12 protein-coding genes are annotated in these 17867 nt (G+C 72.4%); 7 read left to right on the forward strand and 5 right to left on the reverse strand.

Annotation, left to right across the window (positions count from 1 at the left end):
* Positions 1 to 7 precede the first annotated feature (7 nt).
* The 3 genes from ACFVYF_RS01550 to ACFVYF_RS01560 all read right to left on the reverse strand — a co-directional run bounded on the left by ACFVYF_RS01550 (position 8) and on the right by ACFVYF_RS01560 (position 7185).
* On the reverse strand, positions 8 to 1468 hold the full coding sequence (locus tag ACFVYF_RS01550; RefSeq protein ID WP_389449068.1) for a glutamate synthase subunit beta: 1461 nt from the start codon (positions 1466 to 1468) through the stop codon (positions 8 to 10).
* A complete protein-coding gene (gene gltB, locus ACFVYF_RS01555; protein WP_389449071.1) occupies positions 1461 to 6053 on the reverse strand; it encodes a glutamate synthase large subunit in 4593 nt (1530 codons plus the stop codon). Before gltB ends, ACFVYF_RS01550 begins: the two co-directional genes overlap by 8 nt.
* Before the next feature lie 400 nt (positions 6054 to 6453).
* Complete coding sequence (locus tag ACFVYF_RS01560) at positions 6454 to 7185, reverse strand: VIT1/CCC1 transporter family protein (RefSeq protein ID WP_389449074.1); 732 nt, start codon at positions 7183 to 7185, stop codon at positions 6454 to 6456.
* Positions 7186 to 7467: 282 nt separating this feature from the next.
* Between ACFVYF_RS01560 and ACFVYF_RS01565 the strand changes: the two genes are divergently transcribed.
* The 7 genes from ACFVYF_RS01565 to ACFVYF_RS01595 are packed head-to-tail and all read left to right on the forward strand — an operon-like array spanning position 7468 to position 15818.
* Positions 7468 to 8607, forward strand: coding sequence for an ADP-ribosylglycohydrolase family protein (locus ACFVYF_RS01565; protein WP_389449077.1), 1140 nt, complete (start codon positions 7468 to 7470; stop codon positions 8605 to 8607).
* On the forward strand, positions 8604 to 10169 hold the full coding sequence (locus ACFVYF_RS01570; protein WP_389449080.1) for an ADP-ribosylglycohydrolase family protein: 1566 nt from the start codon (positions 8604 to 8606) through the stop codon (positions 10167 to 10169). Before ACFVYF_RS01565 ends, ACFVYF_RS01570 begins: the two co-directional genes overlap by 4 nt.
* A gap of 7 nt (positions 10170 to 10176) precedes the next feature.
* The gene (locus ACFVYF_RS01575) at positions 10177 to 11352 is read left to right on the forward strand and encodes an ADP-ribosylglycohydrolase family protein (RefSeq protein WP_389449083.1); all 1176 of its coding nucleotides are present in this window, start codon (positions 10177 to 10179) and stop codon (positions 11350 to 11352) included.
* The gene (locus ACFVYF_RS01580; protein ID WP_389449086.1) at positions 11340 to 12773 is read left to right on the forward strand and encodes an ADP-ribosylglycohydrolase family protein; all 1434 of its coding nucleotides are present in this window, start codon (positions 11340 to 11342) and stop codon (positions 12771 to 12773) included. The genes ACFVYF_RS01575 and ACFVYF_RS01580 overlap by 13 nt, the downstream gene beginning before the upstream one ends.
* Positions 12770 to 13672 (forward strand): ribokinase, encoded by a 903-nt coding sequence (rbsK, locus tag ACFVYF_RS01585; protein WP_389449089.1) that lies wholly within the window; start codon positions 12770 to 12772, stop codon positions 13670 to 13672. Before ACFVYF_RS01580 ends, rbsK begins: the two co-directional genes overlap by 4 nt.
* A 41-nt stretch (positions 13673 to 13713) precedes the next feature.
* The gene (locus ACFVYF_RS01590) at positions 13714 to 14982 is read left to right on the forward strand and encodes a CaiB/BaiF CoA transferase family protein (protein ID WP_389450593.1); all 1269 of its coding nucleotides are present in this window, start codon (positions 13714 to 13716) and stop codon (positions 14980 to 14982) included.
* Positions 14979 to 15818 carry an HpcH/HpaI aldolase/citrate lyase family protein gene (locus ACFVYF_RS01595; protein WP_389449092.1) on the forward strand — a complete coding sequence of 280 codons (840 nt, stop codon included), beginning with the start codon at positions 14979 to 14981 and terminating at the stop codon, positions 15816 to 15818. Before ACFVYF_RS01590 ends, ACFVYF_RS01595 begins: the two co-directional genes overlap by 4 nt.
* A gap of 58 nt (positions 15819 to 15876) precedes the next feature.
* On the opposite strand, the gene lgt is transcribed toward ACFVYF_RS01595, so the two are convergent.
* Complete coding sequence (lgt, locus tag ACFVYF_RS01600) at positions 15877 to 16959, reverse strand: prolipoprotein diacylglyceryl transferase (RefSeq protein WP_389449095.1); 1083 nt, start codon at positions 16957 to 16959, stop codon at positions 15877 to 15879.
* A gap of 118 nt (positions 16960 to 17077) precedes the next feature.
* Positions 17078 to 17857 (reverse strand): DsbA family protein, encoded by a 780-nt coding sequence (locus tag ACFVYF_RS01605; protein ID WP_389449098.1) that lies wholly within the window; start codon positions 17855 to 17857, stop codon positions 17078 to 17080.
* Between the last annotated feature and the right edge of the window lie 10 nt (positions 17858 to 17867).

Consider the following 17867-nt stretch of genomic DNA (forward strand, 5'->3'; position numbering starts at 1 on the left):
CGGAGCGTCAGACCATCAGCGCACGGTCGGTCGGGCGGATCGGCGCCGGCAGGTCGCTCGCGCCGGTCAGGAAGCGGTCCACACCACGGGCGGCCGAGCGGCCCTCCGCGATGGCCCAGACGATGAGCGACTGACCGCGGCCCGCGTCGCCGGCGACGAAGACGCCGGGGACGTTGGTCTGGAAGTCGCCGTCGCGGGCGATGTTGCCGCGCTCGTCGAGCCCCAGGCCGAACTGCGAGACCAGGCCGTTCTCCACGTCCGTGCCGGTGAAGCCCATGGCCAGCGTCACGAGCTGCGCGGGGATCCTGCGCTCCGTGCCGGGCTTCTGGGTCAGCTTGCCGTCGACGAACTCGACCTCGACGAGGTGCAGCCACTGGACGTTGCCGTCCTCGTCGCCCTCGAAGTGGGTGGTGTTGACGGAGTAGACCCGCTCGCCGCCCTCCTCGTGCGCGGAGGTGACCTTGTAGAGCATCGGGAACGTCGGCCAGGGCTGGCCGGGGTGCCGCTCGTCGCCCGGGCGGGGCATGATCTCCAGCTGGGTGACGGAGGCGGCGCCCTGGCGGTGGGCCGTGCCCACGCAGTCCGCGCCCGTGTCACCGCCGCCGATGACGACGACGTGCTTGCCCTCGGCCGTGATCGGAGGCGCCACGAAGTCGCCCTCCTGGACCTTGTTGGACAGGGGCAGGTACTCCATCGCCTGGTAGATGCCGGTCAACTCCCGCCCGGGGACGGGGAGATCACGGGCGGTGGTGGCGCCGGCGGCGACGACCACGGCGTCGTACCGCTTGCGCAGGTCCGTCGCCTTGAGGTCGCGGCCGATCTCGATGCCCGTACGGAACCGGGTGCCCTCCGCGCGCATCTGCTCGATACGGCGGTTGATGTGCCGCTTCTCCATCTTGAACTCGGGGATGCCGTAGCGCAGGAGGCCGCCGACGCGGTCGGCGCGCTCGTACACCGCGACCGTGTGACCGGCCCGGGTCAGTTGCTGGGCGGCGGCGAGACCGGCCGGGCCGGAGCCGACGACCGCGACCGTCTTGCCGCTGAGGCGCTCGGGGGCCTGCGCGGCGACGTCGCCGGTGTCCCACGCCTTGTCGATGATCGAGACCTCGACGTTCTTGATGGTCACGGCGGGCTGGTTGATGCCGAGGACACACGCCGACTCGCAGGGAGCGGGGCACAGCCGGCCCGTGAACTCCGGGAAGTTGTTCGTGGCGTGCAGGCGCTCGGAGGCGGCGGACCAGTCCTCGCGGTAGGCGTAGTCGTTCCACTCGGGGATCAGGTTCCCCAGCGGACAGCCGTTGTGGCAGAACGGGATACCGCAGTCCATGCAGCGGCTGGCCTGCTTGCTGATGATGGGCAGCAGCGAGCCCGGGACGTAGACCTCGTTCCAGTCCTTGAGGCGCTCCTCGACGGGACGGGTCGGGGCGACCTCGCGGCCGAGGTTGAGAAAGCCCTTGGGATCAGCCATTGGTCGCCGCCTCCATCATCTTCTCGGTGATCTCGGTCTCGGTGAGACCGGCTCGCTCGGCGGCGTCCTTGGCGGCGAGCACTGCCTTGTACGTGCTGGGGATGATCTTGCTGAAGCGGTCCACGGACACGGACCACTCGGCGAGGAGCTTCTCGGCGACCGTCGAGCCGCTCTCCTCGGCGTGCCGGCGCACCACGTCGTGCAGCCACTGCTTGTCGGTGTCGTCGAGAGCCTCGACGGCGCCCGCGTTGCCGACGTTCACGTTGTCGGGGTCCAGGTCGATGACGTACGCGATGCCGCCGGACATGCCGGCCGCGAAGTTGCGTCCCGTCTCGCCGAGGACGACCGCGTGGCCGCCGGTCATGTACTCGCAGCCGTGGTCGCCCACACCCTCGGCGACGACGGTCGCGCCGGAGTTGCGGACGCAGAAGCGCTCGCCGGTGCGGCCGCGCAGGAACAGCTCGCCGCCCGTCGCGCCGTACGCGATGGTGTTGCCCGCGATCGTGGAGAACTCGGCGAGGTGGTCGGCGCTCCGGTCGGGACGGACGATCACCCGGCCGCCGGAGAGGCCCTTGCCGACGTAGTCGTTGGCGTCGCCCTCCAGGCGCAGCGTGACACCGCGCGGCAGGAAGGCGCCGAAGGACTGTCCCGCGGAGCCGGTGAAGGTGATGTCGATGGTGTCGTCGGGCAGGCCCGCGCCACCGAACTTCTTGGTCACCTCGTGGCCGAGCATGGTGCCGACCGTGCGGTTGATGTTGCGGATGGCGACCTGGGCGCGGACCGGCTGGGCGTCGGTCGCGGAGTTCGCGGCCAGCGCGTCGCCCGCCAGCTTGATCAGCTCGTTGTCGAGCGCCTTCTCCAGGCCGTGGTCCTGCTGGATGACCTGGTGCAGGGGCGTGCCCTCGGGCAGCTCCGGCACGTAGAAGAGCGGGGTCAGGTCCAGGCCCTGCGCCTTCCAGTGGTCGACGGCGCGGGTGACGTCGAGGCTCTCGGCGTGGCCGACGGCCTCCTCGATGGTGCGGAAGCCCAGCTCGGCGAGGATCTCGCGGACCTCTTCGGCGATGAACTTGAAGAAGTTCACGATGTACTCGGCCTTGCCGGCGAACCGCTCGCGCAGCACCGGGTTCTGCGTGGCGATGCCGACCGGGCAGGTGTCGAGGTGGCAGACGCGCATCATGACGCAGCCGGAGACGACGAGCGGCGCGGTCGCGAAACCGAACTCCTCGGCGCCGAGCAGCGCGGCGATGACCACGTCACGGCCGGTCTTCAGCTGGCCGTCGGTCTGCACGACGATGCGGTCGCGCAGGCCGTTGAGCAGCAGGGTCTGCTGGGTCTCGGCGAGGCCGAGCTCCCAGGGACCGCCCGCGTGCTTCAGAGAAGTGAGGGGGGAAGCGCCCGTACCGCCGTCGTGTCCGGAGATGAGCACCACGTCCGCGTGTGCCTTGGAGACACCCGCGGCGACCGTGCCGACGCCGACCTCGGAGACCAGCTTCACGTGAATCCGCGCCTGCGGGTTCGCGTTCTTCAGGTCGTGGATCAGCTGGGCCAGGTCCTCGATGGAGTAGATGTCGTGGTGCGGCGGCGGGGAGATGAGGCCCACGCCTGGGGTGCTGTGCCGGGTCTTGGCGACCCAGGGGTAGACCTTGTGGCCGGGCAGCTGGCCGCCCTCGCCGGGCTTGGCGCCCTGGGCCATCTTGATCTGGATGTCGTCCGCGTTGACGAGGTACTCGCTCGTCACACCGAAGCGGCCGGAGGCGACCTGCTTGATCGACGAACGGCGCGCGGGGTCGTAGAGACGGTCCGCGTCCTCGCCGCCTTCACCGGTGTTGGACTTGCCGCCCAGCTGGTTCATGGCGATGGCGAGGGTCTCGTGCGCCTCCTTGGAGATGGAGCCGTACGACATGGCGCCGGTGGAGAAGCGCTTGACGATCTCGCTGACCGGCTCGACCTCGTCGACGGAGATCGGCTGCCGGTCCGACTTGAAGCCGAACAGGCCGCGGAGCGTCATCAGGCGCTCGGACTGCTCGTTCACCCGGTTCGTGTACTTCTTGAAGATGTCGTAGCTGCCGGTGCGCGTCGAGTGCTGGAGGCGGAAGACCGTCTCGGGGTCGAACAGGTGCGGCTCGCCCTCGCGGCGCCACTGGTACTCGCCGCCGATGTCGAGCGCGCGGTGCGCGGGCGCGATGCCGGAGGCGGGGTACGCCTTGGCGTGGCGGGCGGCGACCTCCTTGGCGATGACGTCGAGACCGGCGCCGCCGATCTTCGTCGCCGTACCGCTGAAGTACTTCTCGACGAAAGCCTCGTCCAGGCCGACGGCCTCGAAGACCTGGGCGCCGCGGTAGGAGGCGACCGTCGAGATGCCCATCTTGGACATGACCTTCAGGACGCCCTTGCCGAGGGCGTAGATCAGGTTGCGGATGGCCTGCTCGGCCTCGATGCCCTCGAGGAACGTGCCCGCGCGGACGAGGTCCTCGACGGACTCCATCGCCAGGTACGGGTTGACGGCCGCGGCGCCGAAGCCGATCAGGAGGGCCACGTGGTGGACCTCGCGGACGTCGCCCGCCTCGACGAGCAGGCCGACCTGGGTGCGCTGCTTGGTGCGGATCAGGTGGTGGTGGACGGCCGCGGTGAGCAGCAGCGAGGGGATCGGCGCGTGCTCGGCGTCCGAGTGCCGGTCGGAGAGGACGATCAGCCGCGCGCCGTTCTCTATGGCGGCGTCGGCCTCCGTGCAGATCTCCTCCAGGCGCGCGGCGAGCGAGTCGCCGCCGCCGGAGACCCGGTACAGGCCGGACAGCGTCGCGGCCTTCATGCCGGGCATGTCGCCGTCGGCGTTGATGTGGATGAGCTTGGCCAGCTCGTCGTTGTCGATCACCGGGAAGGGCAGGGTGACCGAGCGGCACGAAGCGGCGGTGGGCTCCAGCAGGTTGCCCTGCGGGCCGAGGGAGGAGCGCAGGGAGGTGACGAGTTCCTCGCGGATCGCGTCCAGCGGCGGGTTGGTGACCTGCGCGAACAGCTGGGTGAAGTAGTCGAAGAGGAGACGCGGGCGCTGCGAGAGGGCGGCGATCGGCGTGTCCGTGCCCATCGAACCGATGGGCTCCGCACCGGCCTTGGCCATCGGCGCGACGATGATGCGCAGCTCTTCCTCGGTGTAGCCGAAGGTCTGCTGGCGGCGGGTGACCGAGGCGTGGGTGTGCACGATGTGCTCGCGCTCGGGCAGGTCGGAGAGCTCGATCTCGCCGGCTTCCAGCCATTCCGCGTAGGGCATGTCGGTGGCGAGACCGGCCTTGATCTCGTCGTCCTCGATGATGCGGTGCTCGGCGGTGTCCACGAGGAACATCCGGCCGGGCTGCAGGCGGCCCTTGCGGACGACCTTCGCGGGGTCGATGTCGAGGACGCCGACCTCGGAGCCGAGGACGACGAGGCCGTCGTCGGTGACCCAGTAGCGGCCGGGGCGCAGGCCGTTGCGGTCGAGGACCGCGCCGACCTGGGTGCCGTCGGTGAAGGTGACACAGGCCGGGCCGTCCCAGGGCTCCATCATCGTGGCGTGGAACTGGTAGAAGGCGCGGCGGGCCGGGTCCATGGAGTCGTGGTTCTCCCACGCCTCCGGGATCATCATCAGGACGGAGTGCGGGAGGGTGCGGCCGCCGAGGTGCAGCAGCTCCAGGACCTCGTCGAAGGACGCCGAGTCGGAGGCGTCGGGCGTACAGACGGGGAAGATGCGGTCCAGCTTCTCGCTGCCGAACAGGTCGGAGACGAGCTGCGACTCGCGGGCCTTCATCCAGTTCCGGTTGCCCTTGACCGTGTTGATCTCGCCGTTGTGCGCGACGAAGCGGTACGGGTGGGCGAGCGGCCAGCTCGGGAAGGTGTTCGTGGAGAACCGGGAGTGCACGAGCGCGATCGCGGAGGCGAAGCGGCGGTCGGACAGGTCCGGGAAGAAGGGCTCCAGCTGGCCGGTGGTCAGCATGCCCTTGTAGACGATGGTGCGCGCGGAGAGGGACGGGAAGTAGACACCGGCCTCGCGTTCGGCGCGCTTGCGCAGCACGAATGCCTTGCGGTCCAGCTCGATGCCCCGGCTGCTGCCGTCCGCGACGAAGAGCTGACGGAAGGCGGGCATCGTGGAGCGGGCGGTGGCGCCGAGCAGCCCGGGGGCGACCGGAACGTCACGCCAGCCGAGGACGGTGAGGCCCTCCTCGGCCGCTGCCGTCTCGATGTGTGAGACAGCCGCTTCGACGCCGAACGGAGGCAGGAAGGCGATACCGACCGCGTACGCACCGGCCTCGGGGAGCTCGAACTCCGCGACCTCGCGGAAGAAGGCGTCCGGAACCTGGGACAGGATGCCCGCGCCGTCACCCGAGTCGGGCTCGGAGCCGGTGGCACCGCGGTGTTCCAGATTGCGCAGCACCGTGAGCGCCTGCTCGACCAGCGCGTGGCTCGCCTCACCGGTGAGGGTCGCCACGAAGCCGACGCCGCAGGCGTCGTGCTCGTTGCGGGGGTCGTACATGCCCTGCGCGGCAGGGCGAGCATCCATGAAGGACCAGTTCTGGCCATTCGTGGAGTGCTGGGACGGCTGGCGCGGCGTGCGCATCGGCTCTCCCGTCGTCGTCGTGGCTGGGGGCGCCTCCCAGGTCTTTGGAACTCTGGGGGAGCTAATAACCGAGGGACGACGTTGGCCCTCTGCGGTGGAGTGCAAAATTTCGTGCAGGTTACATGATGGAGCGATTCTCGGGAACCGGGATATCTCGTTCCAACATGCGGACACCGCGGGGTCGCGGCGGGGGTACCGCGCACGGCGGTGAAGGTAAGGGGCCCAAGCGGACAGATCGATGACCGTCGGCCCGGAGCGCGGCAGGCAACGTCGCCCGCCGTACTCGATGCGGAGCAGGCCTCATTGCCCACAGCGCTTACGGCTCATGCCCGGTGGTTAAGCGTTCGAAACCGCCGGGTAACGGCTACTTATGCAGTCCCTTGCATAAGAGCTCGATGCGTCATCCTACGGCCGTCCCGAACCAGCTGCCCAGGGCGTACGTCACACCCGCCGCGGCGCCGCCCAGCGCGAGCTGCCGCAGGCCGCTGTACCACCAGGACCGCGCGGTCACCCGGGCCACGATCGCGCCACAGGCGAAGAGCCCGATCAGCGCGAGCAGCAGGGCGGGCCACAGCGAGGTCGCGCCCAGGAGGAACGGCAGGACGGGGAGCAGGGCGCCGAGGGCGAAGGAGCCGAAGCTCGACACGGCGGCGACGCCCGGCGAGGGCAGATCGCCGGGGTCTATGCCCAGCTCCTCGCGCGCGTGGATCTCCAGGGCCTGATCGGGGTCGCGGGACAGCTGCCTGGCCACCTCGCGGGCCAGCTCGGGCTCGACGCCACGGGCCGCGTACAGCTCGGCGAGCTCCCGCTCCTCGTCCTGGGGGTGCTTGCGCAACTCGCGCCGCTCGACGTCGAGTTCGGCCTCGACGAGTTCGCGCTGCGAGGCGACGGAGGTGTACTCGCCGGCGGCCATCGAGAAGGCGCCGGCGGCCAGGCCCGCGAGCCCGGTGATGACGATCGTCGGGTGGGAGACCGACCCGCCGGCGACACCGGTCATCAGGGCGAGGTTGGAGACCAGTCCGTCCATCGCGCCGAAGACCGCGGGGCGCAGCCAGCCGCCGTTGACATCGCGGTGCGTGTGGTTGTCGCGGTGCGCCTCGTGCAGCGTCGCCTCGGTGTCGATGATCGCCATGCCGGCCCCCGGAGGTGCTTGATTGGACTGTTTCCACTTTTTGACAGCACCAAAAGTACGCCGGAAATTTCTGGCCCGCTAGCAAGGAAGGCCGTACTTACCTGCACCTTTGCGCCTCATCGCTCATCCGTGGCGACCTGCGCACAGATGTCGACCGGGTGACGCTGCGGTGCGTGAGGCTCTGCCCAACCGCTCAGGTGGGACACATGCGCAAAGGGGTCCGCGCACGGTTCCGCTCTGTGGTTCCGCGCTGTGACAGGAGCCCTGAGAGGAGAGGCACGTATGGCTTCCATCGCCTGCATTCCCTCGGCCCCGGCACCCGGGGACGCCGCCGATCTCCGCGACCGGGCCCGCGGTGCGCTGCTCGGTCTCGCCGTCGGGGACGCCCTGGGGGCACCCGCCGAGAACCTGAAGCCGTCCGAGATCCGCGCGCGGTGGGGCCGTATCACGGGGTACGTCGCCGAGCACCCGGCCGGGACCGACGACACCGAGTACGCGATCTTCTCGGGTCTGCTGCTGGCCCGCCACGGCTCGGCCCTCACGGTGACCCATGTGGAGACGGCCTGGCACCAGTGGATCGCGGACCGCGACGAGGGGCCGTTCCGGGGCGCCGGGTTCAGCGAGCGCGGCACGCTGGAGAACCTGCGCCGGGGGCTGGCGGCGCCGATCTCCGCCCAGCACCGGCACGCGTGGAGCGACGGACTGGCGATGCGCGCGGCGCCCTTCGGGGTCTTCGCGGCGGGCCGCCCGGCCGAGGCGGCCCGCCTGGTGGCGATCGACGGTTCGGTGAGCCACGACGGGGAGGGCATCTACGGCGGCCAGGCGGTGGCGGCCGGAGTCGCCGCGGCGATGACCGGCGCTCCCACGATCGCCGTGGTGGCCTGCGCCCTCGCCGTGATTCCCGACGACTCCTGGACGGCCCGCTCGCTGCGGCGCGCGGTCGCGGTGGCCCACCGGGGCGAACGCGCGGTCCGCTCCGCGGTCGTCATCGGCGGCTACCCGTGGACGGACCTCGCGCCCGAAGCGGTCGCCCTCGCCTTCGGCGCGTACGCGGCCGCCGACGGCGACTTCACGGAGTCGGTCCTCACCGCGGTCAACATGGGCCGCGACGCGGACACGACGGCGGCGGTGGCGGGCGCGCTGGCCGGCGCCACCCGCGGTGCCGCGTCGATCCCGGCCGCCTGGGCGGCGGCCATCGGCCCGGCCCGCGGCAGCTGTCTCCCCTCCATGGCGGGCCACCACGTGCTGGACGTGGCCGAGCTGCTGACGCCCGGCGACGACACCAAATGGGAGACGGGCGTGATCGCGCGCGGCGGTCTCACGCTCAACCCGCACCACTTCCTGCCGGACCCCGGTGCCGACTGGCCGCCACCGGACCCGGGCGCGTTCCTGGCGGCCGACGACGAGGAGGTACGCCCATGAGCCCCGGGCTGGTGGGAGACGAGCCGGACGAGGGTCCGGCCGCGGGCATCCCGACGATCACGATCACCCCGGCTCCGGCCACGGACACCCCCGCCGGCCAGCCGCCCCGCCCGGCCGGCACACCTGCGGTCACGGACACCCCCGGCGACCGGACGTCCGTCACGGCTTACGCGCCTCCGATCACGAACGCCCCTGGCGACCAGACACCCCTCACGGCGTACGCGCCTCCGGTCACGGACAGACGCGGCGACCAGACGCCTGTCACGGACGCCCCCGGTCTCCCCGCGGATCCCACGACCCGCACGACAGACCCGACTCCGGTCACGGACACCCCCGGCGACCAGACACCCCTCACGGCCTACGCGCCCCCGGTCACGGACGCCCCAGGTCACCGCCCGGCACGCGCGAGCGGACCCCGTACGGAGGAAGGCGCCTTCCCCGCCCCCCACCCCCGGCGGATCGAGGGCCTTCTCCTGGGTCTCGCCGCGGGGGACGCAGCCGGGTGGCCGGCGGCGCGGCACCGGGCCGCGCGGATGCCCGAGTGGACACGGCGGCTGACCCGGGAGCTGGACACCTTCGCGGAGCAGAACGCGACCACGACACTGCCGGTGCCGATCGCGCTCAACCAGCCGCCGGAGCCGCTGCGGCTCGGCCCGTCGGACGACGCCGAGTGGGCCGCCTTCGCGGCGGAAGCCGTCCTGCGGGCCGGGGACGGCAGCGTGCTCGGCGACCTGAGCCGGGAGCGCCGGACGCGGGCGGCGATCGACCTGTCCTGGAACGCCGTGGCCAGTGAAGTGGCCGCCGCGGCCGAGCGCGCCCCCGAGGTCGAGTCCGCGCTGCTCCCGCTGCGCGCCCGGATCTCCGTACGGGCCGGCCTCGGCAATCTCGCCACCGGTCTGCGCCCGCCCGCCACCGGACACGACAACCCCCACTACTTCGACGACGCGGCCTGCGTACGGGCCTGTGTGCTGGCCGTCGCCCACCCCGGCGACCCCCGGCTCGCCGCGGAACTCGCCGAGTTCGACGCCCGCTACACCCAGGACGGCGACGGAGTGCACGGCGCCCGGGCCATGGCCGCCGCCGTCGCTCTCGCGCTGGCCGGCGCGGACGTCGACGCCTGTGTGGCGGCGGCGCTCGCCGAACTCCCCGAGGAGACGGAGATCGGCCGCAACGCCCGGCACGCGATCGGCCTCGCGCGAGCCGCCGAGAGCGCCTTCGGCGTCGTACCCCTGCTGGAGCACCAGATCGTCGACCACGTCTACAGCTACGGCATCGCCGCGGCCGAGACCGTCCCGGTCGCCCTCGCCCTGGCCATCGCCTCGCGCGGCCGGATCGCCGAGGCGGTGCCCGCCGCCGCCTGTCTGTCCCGGGTCGCCGACTCGGCCCCGGCCCTGGCGGGCGCCCTGACCGGCGCGCTCGGCGGCGGCGCGGCGATTCCCGCCGCCTGGCGCGACGCCTGCCGGACCCTCTCCGGATGCGCCCTGCCCCGGCTCACCGGCACCGACCTCGTAGAACTCGCCGAACTCCTGGCAGCCACGGAACTGGACACCCCGGGAGGATGATTCGGACATGACGCCCAAAGGAGCAGAGACAACCACAGGAACCCTGGACGAGCGGCTGACCGGAGCCCTCGTCGGAGCCGCCGTCGGCGACGCCCTCGGCGGACCGGTCGAGGGCTACTCGCCGGAGCAGATCGTGGAGCGCCACGGCGGCCGCGTCCACGGCGTCGTCGGCCCCTGGAACGGCGACACCTGGCGCACGGCCCGCCCGATCGCCCCGTACCACAAGGGCGACGGACACGTCACCGACGACACCTTGATGACCCACGCGCTGGTACGGGTGTACGCCACCGTCCGCGACCACCTCGACGCGTACGCGGTCGCCGAGCACCTGGTTCCCGACCTGATGGGCACCCCGCGGTGGATCCCCGAGCTGGAGGCCGAGGCACTCCCCCTCCAGCGGATCTTCCTCGCCGAGAAGTGGCTGGTGGCCCGGCTCCACTACGGGCACGTGGATCCGCGGGAGGCCGGCGCGGGGAACATCGTCAACTGCGGCGCCGCGATGTACATGGCGCCGGTCGGCCTGGTCAACGCGGCGAACCCGGCGGGCGCGTACGCCGAGGCGCTCGACATCGCGGGCGCCCACCAGTCGTCGTACGGGCGCGAGGCCGCCGGTGTCTTCGCGGCGGCGGTCGCCGCGGCCTGCGCACCCGGGGCCACCCCCGCATCGGTCGTCGAGGCCTGCCTCGCGCTGGCGAAGGACGGCACGCGGGCCGCCATCGAGGCGGTCTGCGACGTCGCCGCCCGGCACACGGACTTCGAGTCGGCGCTGCGACCGCTGCGCGAGGCGGTGGCACCCTACGACACGGTCGGCCCCGACTACCGCGCGCCGTCGCTGGGCGCCCGCCGCCCGTCCCGGCTGCACGCGATCGAGGAACTCCCGGTCGCGCTGGGCATGTTGGTGGTCTCCGGCGGCGACTACCGGCACGCGGTCCTCGGCTCCGTCAACTACGGCCGTGACTGCGACTCCATCGCCACGATGGCCGGCGCCCTCGCCGGCGCGCTGGGCTGCGAGGTCCCCCGCGACTGGTCCAAGACGGTCGCCGAGGCCAGCCGCCTCGACCTGCACGCTCCCGCGACCGCGCTCGCGGCGGCCGCCCGCGAGATCTTCGACCGGGACGTACGACGCCGGCGGGCCCACGAGGCCGCGTTCGCCGGGCTCACGGGGGCATCGTGCTCCGGCTGACCTGGGTCCAGCCCGAGGACCTCCTCGGCCACGAACTTCGCCAGGCGGCCCAGGACGGCCGTGAGCCCGCGGCGGTCGCCGCCCGCTGGCGAGGGGCGGGCGGCCCCGAGTCCCCGCTCCGCGCGGGCGCCTCCCCGGCTCCGGCCTCCCCGTATCTGCGCCTGCTGGCGGAGGACCTGCTCGACGAACTGGCCGACCTGCCCAGCAGATCGGCGGAGCAGGAGCCGACGGATCTCGCGCGGCTCAAGGACCTGTGTCCCGATTGGCCGCCCGCACCGGCCGCGGTCCGTCGTGCCGCGGTGGCGGACGCGGGCGGCATCCCGCCCGCACCGGACCGCGCGTCCGCCCAGGCGCGCCTGGAGGCCTCCTGGCTGGGCAGAGCGGCCGGCTGCCTCCTGGGCAAACCCGTCGAGAAGCTCCCCCTGCAAGGGATCAGGGAACTGGCCCGCGCCACCGGCAACTGGCCCCTGAACACCTGGTTCACGGCCCGCGGACTCCCCCCGGAACTGGCGGCGGCCCACCCCTGGAACAGACGCTCCGCGCCCACCTCCCTCGCCGAGAACATCGACGGCATGCCGGAGGACGACGACCTCAACTACCCCTTGCTGAACCTCCTGTTGCTCCAGCGTCACGGCCGCGGCTTCACCACCGCGGACGTGGCCCGCCTCTGGCTGGACGAGCTCCCCGCGGGCCGCACCTTCACCGCGGAACGCGTCGCGTACCGCAATCTCCTCACCGGCGTCGAGCCCCCGCGCACGGCCCGCCACCGCAACCCGTTCCGGGAGTGGATCGGCGCGCTGATCCGCGCGGACGTGCACGGCTGGACGAACCCCGGTGACCCGGCGGCCGCCGCGGAGCAGGCCCACCGCGACGCCTGCCTCACCCACACCGCGAACGGTGTCTACGCGGCGATGTTCGCGGCGGCCACCATCGCCGAGGCGGCCGCCGGTAGCCACGACGTCCACCACTGTCTGCGTACCGGACTCACCGTCGTCCCGCCCGCCTCCCGGCTGGCCCGGGCGGTCACGCACGCCGTCGAACTCGCCCGCACGACACGGGACTTCGACGCGGTCGTGGACCAACTGCACGCCACCCACCGCACCTACCACTGGGTGCACGCCGTCCCCAACACCGCCCTGATCGCCGCCGCCCTCACGCACGCGGACGGCGACTTCACCGGCTCCGTCTGCCGTGCCGTGTCGGGCGGCTGGGACACGGACTCCAACGGGGCGACGGCGGGCAGCGTCGCCGGCCTGCTCGCGGGTGGCCCCGCCGCGATCCCGGAGCGCTGGACCGCCCCCCTCAAGAACCGGCTGGCCACCTCGATCGCCGACTTCAACGGCATCGGCTTCGACACCCTCGCCCAGCTCACCCACCGCCTCAGCCGCTCCGAGACCCGCCAGGAGATCCCCCACTCATGACCCACATCGCCGTACTCGGCAGCACCAACATGGACCTCGTCGCGTACGTCGCCAAGGCCCCGCAGCGCGGCGAGACCGTGACCGGGCGGGAGTTCCGCACGATCCCCGGCGGCAAGGGCGCCAACCAGGCGATCGCCGCGGCCCGTGCGGGCGCCGACGTCTCGATGATCGGCGCGGTGGGCGCCGACACCTTCGGCACCGGACTGCGCTCCACGCTCGAACACTCCGGCGTGGACACCGACCATCTGCGCACCACCGAGGGCCCGTCCGGTACCGCCCACATCGTGGTGGACGCCGAGGGCGGCAACGCGATCGTCGTCATCCCCGGCGCGAACGGCACCGTGGACCACCTCGCGCCCGGCGACGACGGTCTCATCGCCACCGCCGACGCGCTCCTGCTCCAGCTGGAGATCCCGCTGAAGGCCGTCGTCGCGGGCGCCGAATCCGCCCGCAGCCACGGCGTCCGCACGATCCTGACGCCGTCCCCCGTGCAGCCCCTGCCACCCGAACTCCTCGCCGCCACCGACCTGTTGGTGGCCAACCAGTACGAGGCCGCCGCACTCACCGGCATCACCGAGCCCCGGGCCGCGGCGGCGGCCCTGCTCGACCGGGTCCCCGCCGTGGTCGTCACCCTGGGCGCGGCGGGCAGCCTGTACGTGGCCCAGGGCGCCGAAAGCCTGCGCATCCCCGCGCCGCGGGTGACCGCCGTGGACTCGACCGGTGCGGGCGACACGTTCGTCGGCACCCTCGCCGTGGGGCTCAGCGAGGGCCGGCCGGTGCGCGACGCCCTCGTCTGGGCCTCGGCGGCGGCCGCCCTGTCCGTGCAGCGGGTGGGCGCGTCGTCCTCGATGCCGTACCGCTCCGAGATCGAAGCCCAGACGTCACGGGCCGCCTCATGAACGCCCGCCCGCAGGACGCCGCGACGAACACCGCGTGCCTCATGAACGGCCGCCCGCAGGACGCCACGACACCTGCGGAGAGCAGCGGCACCCACGCCGAGCCCGGTCCGGGCGCGCCCCCGCGCCAGGGCCCGCTCACCGGTCTGCGCGTGCTCGACCTCGCGACCCTCTTCGCCGGACCGCTGGCGGCCACCATGCTCGGTGACTTCGGCGCCGAGGTGATCAAGGTCGAGCACCCGGTCAGGCCGGACCCGTCCCGCGGCCACGGCCCGTCGAAGGACGGCGTGGGCCTGTGGTGGAAACTCCTCGGCCGCAACAAGCGCACGATCACCCTCGACCTGTCCGCGCCCGGCGGCCGGGACACCCTCCTGCGGCTCGCCGCCACCGCCGACGTGATCATCGAGAACTTCCGGCCGGGCACACTGGAGAAGTGGGACCTGGGCTGGGGCGAGCTTTCGGCGGCGAACCCGCGGCTGGTGCTGGCCCGGGTCACCGGCTTCGGCCAGTTCGGCCCGTACGCGCACCGGCCGGGCTTCGGCACGCTGGCGGAGGCGATGAGCGGTTTCGCGGCGATCACCGGGGAGCCCGACGCCCCGCCGACCCTGCCGCCCTTCGGCCTGGCCGACTCGATCGCGGGCCTGGCGACGGCGTACGCGGTGATGACCGCGCTGACGGCCCGCGAGCGCACCGGCGAGGGCCAGGTCGTCGACATGGCGATCATCGAGCCGATCCTCACGGTCGTCGGCCCGCAGCCCCTCTGGTACGACCAGCTGGGCCACGTCCAGCCCCGCACCGGGAACCGCTCCGCCAACAACGCGCCCCGCAACACCTACCGCACGGCGGACGGCGAGTGGGTCGCGGTCTCCACCTCGGCGCAGTCGATCGCGGAGCGGCTGATGCGGCTGGTCGGACGGCCCGAGCTGATCGACGAGCCGTGGTTCGCGACGGGCGCGGACCGCGCCCGGCACGCCGACGTCCTGGACGAGGCGGTCGGCACGTGGATCGCCCGGCACACCCGGGACGACGTCCTGGAGGCCTTCGACAAGGCCGAGGCGGCGGTGGCCCCCATCCAGGACGTACGGGACGTCATGACCGATCCCCAGTACGCGGCCCTCAACACGATCACCACGGTCGACGACCCCGAACTGGGCCCCCTGCGCATGCAGAACGTCCTCTTCCGCCTATCCGCCACCCCCGGCGCCATCCGCTGGGCGGGCCGCCCGCACGGCGCGGACACGGCGGCCGTCCTGACCGAACTCGGCCTGACCGGGGACGAGATCGGGGCTCTGCGCGCGGAGGGCGCCCTGTGAGCGCGGACGCCCACCCCCTCACCTGGCTGTACGTCCCGGGTGACCGGCCCGAGGTGGTGGTGAAGGCCTTCGCGTGCGGCGCGGACGTCGTCGTCGTCGACCTGGAGGACGCGGTCGCCCCGGACCGCAAGGAGTACGCCCGCGCGGCCACCGCGGAACTGCTCGGCGAACCGCCGCCGGTCCCGGTCCACGTCCGCGTGAACGCACTGGGCGGCCCGCTGGCCGAGGCCGACCTCCGGGCGCTCTCCGCCCTCCCCGGCGTCTCCGGGCTCCGGCTGCCCAAGGTGACGTCCCCGTCCGACGTCGTACGGGTCGCGGAACGCGCCGCCCCCGCGGACGGCGGCGCCATCCCGCTCTACGCCCTGCTGGAGACCGCCCTCGGCGTGGAGCAGGCCTTCGCCGTCGCGTCCTCGCACCGGGCGCTGCGCGGCATCGCGCTGGGCGAGGCCGACCTCCGGGCGGATCTGGGCGTACGGGAGGACTCGGGGCTCGACTGGGCCCGCTCCCGCGTGGTGGTGGCCGCCCGCGCCGCGGGCCTGGCCCCGCCGGCCCAGTCCATCTACCCCGACCTCCGCGACCTCGACGGCCTGGCCGCGTCCTGCGCCCACGGCCGGGCGCTGGGCTTCCTGGGCCGTACGGCCATCCACCCCCGGCAGCTCCCGGTGATCGAGCGGGCGTATCTGCCCGGCCCTGAGGAGATCGAGTCCGCCGAGGCCGTGGTCAAGGCCGCCGCCGCGGACCCGGGCGCCCAGGCGCTGTCCGACGGCCGCTTCGTCGACGCCGCGGTGGTGGCCGCCGCCCACCGCACGCTGGCGCTGGCCCGCAGCCGCCGATGAGAGACGGAAGGGGCGCCGCATCCAGGATGCGGCGCCCCTCCCCACGTATCGAGAGCTCTCAGCCCTTCTTGGCCGACTCGGCCTCGTCCACCGAGGCCTCCGAGGCTTCTGAAGACTTCGGGGTTTCCGAAGACTCCGAGGTTTCCGAAGACTCCGAGGTTTCCGAAGACTCCGGCGCCTCCGAGGATGCTTCGGCCTTCTTCTCGGATTCCTCAGGCTTCCCGGACTCCTTGGCCTCGGCGGAGTCCGAGGCGTCGGTGTCGGCGTCCGCCTTCTTGTCGAGGTCGACCGCGGCACCGTCGGCCGGGTCGTCGCCCTCGCCGGAAGCGCCCGGCTCCACGACCTCCTCACGCCCCGGCCGCAGCCGCGCGGAGAGGACGAAGTAGACGACGGCGAGGACGAAGACGCCCATCGCGGTCCAGTCGTTGAGACGCAGGCCCAGGATGTGGTGGGCGTCGTCGACGCGCATGTACTCGATCCAGCCGCGGCCCACGCAGTACGCGGCGACGTACAGCGCGAACGCCCGCCCGTGCCCGAGCTTGAAGCGGCGGTCGGCCCAGATGACGAGGAAGCCGACGCCGATGCACCACAGGGACTCGTACAAGAACGTCGGGTGGTAGTAGCCCGGCACGCGGCCGGCCGCAGAGGACGTGATGTGCAGCGCCCAGGGAAGGTCCGTGGGCTTGCCGTACAGCTCCTGGTTGAACCAGTTGCCCCAGCGCCCGATGGCCTGTGCGAAGGCGATGCCGGGCGCGAGGGCGTCGGCCCACGCGGGGAGCGGGATGCCCCGGCGGCGACAGCCGATCCACGCGCCCACGGCACCGAGCGCGATCGCACCCCAGATGCCGAGGCCGCCCTCCCAGATCTTGAAGGCGTCCACCCAGTCGCGGCCCTCGCTGAAGTACAGCTCGTAGTCCGTGATCACGTGGTAGAGCCGTCCGCCGACGAGGCCGAAGGGGACGGCCCAGACGGCGATGTCGGCGACCGTGCCGGCTCGCCCGCCGCGGGCGATCCAGCGCTTGTTGCCGAGCCAGACGGCCACGAAGACGCCGATGATGATGCAGAACGCGTAGCCGCGCAGCGGAATGAAGCCGATGTGGCGCACACCGCTCGCCGGGCTGGGGATGTAGGCAAGTTCCATGGCAGGGTCGACGCTACCGTGCCGAGCGGGACCGACGGCAGGCAGCCCGGCTACGGGTCCATAACAGGCGGTGCCCCCGGCCTGCGGGAGACCGGGGGCACACGGGCGGACAGGGCACTCAGCTCTTGTTCTCCGCCTGCACCAGCTGCTTCAGCTTCGCCGGGGTCATCGTCTGGTCCGCGTAGATGTTCTTGCCGCCGAACAGCACGGTCGGAGTGCCCGTGAACCCGCCGGCCCCGAAGGCGCTGTTCGACTTCACGACCCAGCTGTCGTGCGTGCCGTCGTTGACGCACTTCTGGAACGCCGGGGTGTCCAGCCCGTCGACCTTGCCCGCCAGCTCGATGAGCCTGGCGTTGCCGGCGAAGGCGTCGTCGGTCTCCTTGGGCTGGTTGTCGTAGAGCACGTCGTGGTACGCGCTGAACTTGCCCGCGTCCTGGGCGCAGGCCGCCGCGTTGGCCGCGTGGCGGGAGCCGCTGCCGCCCATGTTCCCGTCGATGAGGGTGACGAGGTGGTAGTCGACCTTCAGCTGGCCGGCGTCCACCAGCTCATGGATCGTCGGGCGGTACGTCACCTCGAAGGACTGGCACGCCGGACAGCGGAAGTCCTCCCACACGGTGAGGGACGACTTGGCGCCGGCCTTGCCGACGGGGATCGCGAGACTGTCCTTGCCCTGCGCCCCCGAGGGCGAGACGACGGGGCCCGCCGCCGTCTCGCTCTTCTTGTCCTGGCCGGAGTTGGCGGCCAGGACGCCCACCACCGCGGCCAGAGCCAGGACGCAGACCACCGAAGCTCCGACGATGAACGTCCTTCGGCGCTTCTCCGTGGCCTTCTGCTTCTCTCGCTCGACCGCCAGCCGCTCGCGGGCGGTGCGCTTACCGTCACGGTTCTTCTCGCTCACATCCGGCAGA

Origin of the sequence: Streptomyces sp. NPDC058274 (assembly GCF_042881375.1) — a bacterium.
Lineage (GTDB): Bacteria > Actinomycetota > Actinomycetes > Streptomycetales > Streptomycetaceae > Streptomyces.